This is a genomic window from Candidatus Hydrogenedentota bacterium (assembly GCA_016791475.1).
GTDB lineage: Bacteria > Hydrogenedentota > Hydrogenedentia > Hydrogenedentales > JAEUWI01 > JAEUWI01.
On record JAEUWI010000297.1, the window covers coordinates 1 to 628 of the forward strand.

The following is a 628-nucleotide window of genomic DNA, read 5'->3' on the forward strand; positions in this document are numbered from 1 at the left end:
AGGCATTTCCTCAGCGAAACGACGCACAGCTTCCTCGCCGTTCTCGGCGACGATGACCTCGTGACCGAGCTTTTTGAGGAACACCTGCAGGATGTGAAGATTGGTGCGGTTGTCGTCTACCGCAAGCACCTTCATCGTGTTCTGTGTCATCGCCATGATTCGATCATGTCTTCATTTGGGGCAAAACGCGGGAGCTGGGGAATGACACCACGCGGCAACCGGATGATCCCGTACCTATGACCTTTGGCAATGCTAACACGCAGCCGGTGATTCGTTGTTGCCCGAATGTTTCGCCGACGGGATTTCAGGCGTCGTCTCGGCCGGAGGGGCTGCTTGTCGCCGAGGATTCCGGCGCCGCTTGCTCTTCCTGTTGCTGCAGGGTCCACATGCGGGCGTAGGTGCCCGCGGCGGAAAGCAGATCCCGGTGGCGGCCCCGTTCGACAATCCGGCCATCGTCCATCACCAGGATTTCGTCAGCGCTCATTACCGTCGATAGGCGGTGGGCAATGACCAGCGTGGTGCGGCCCCGGGCGACCTGTTCGAGTTGCCCCTGGATGGCTCGCTCGGTAGCCGAATCAAGTGCCGAGGTGGCTTCGTCGAAGATCAGGATGGGCGGATTTTTGAGCAG

Annotated in this window: 2 protein-coding genes; both read right to left on the reverse strand. The window is 60.0% G+C overall.

The features are described 5' to 3' along the window. Nucleotides 1-156, reverse strand: a 156-nt coding sequence (locus JNK74_29305) for a PAS domain S-box protein (protein ID MBL7650274.1), incomplete at its 3' end; no start/stop codon positions are given. A 148-nt stretch (nt 157-304) separates the two neighbouring features. Further along, nucleotides 305-628, reverse strand: a 324-nt coding sequence (locus JNK74_29310) for a metal ABC transporter permease (GenBank protein MBL7650275.1), incomplete at its 5' end; no start/stop codon positions are given.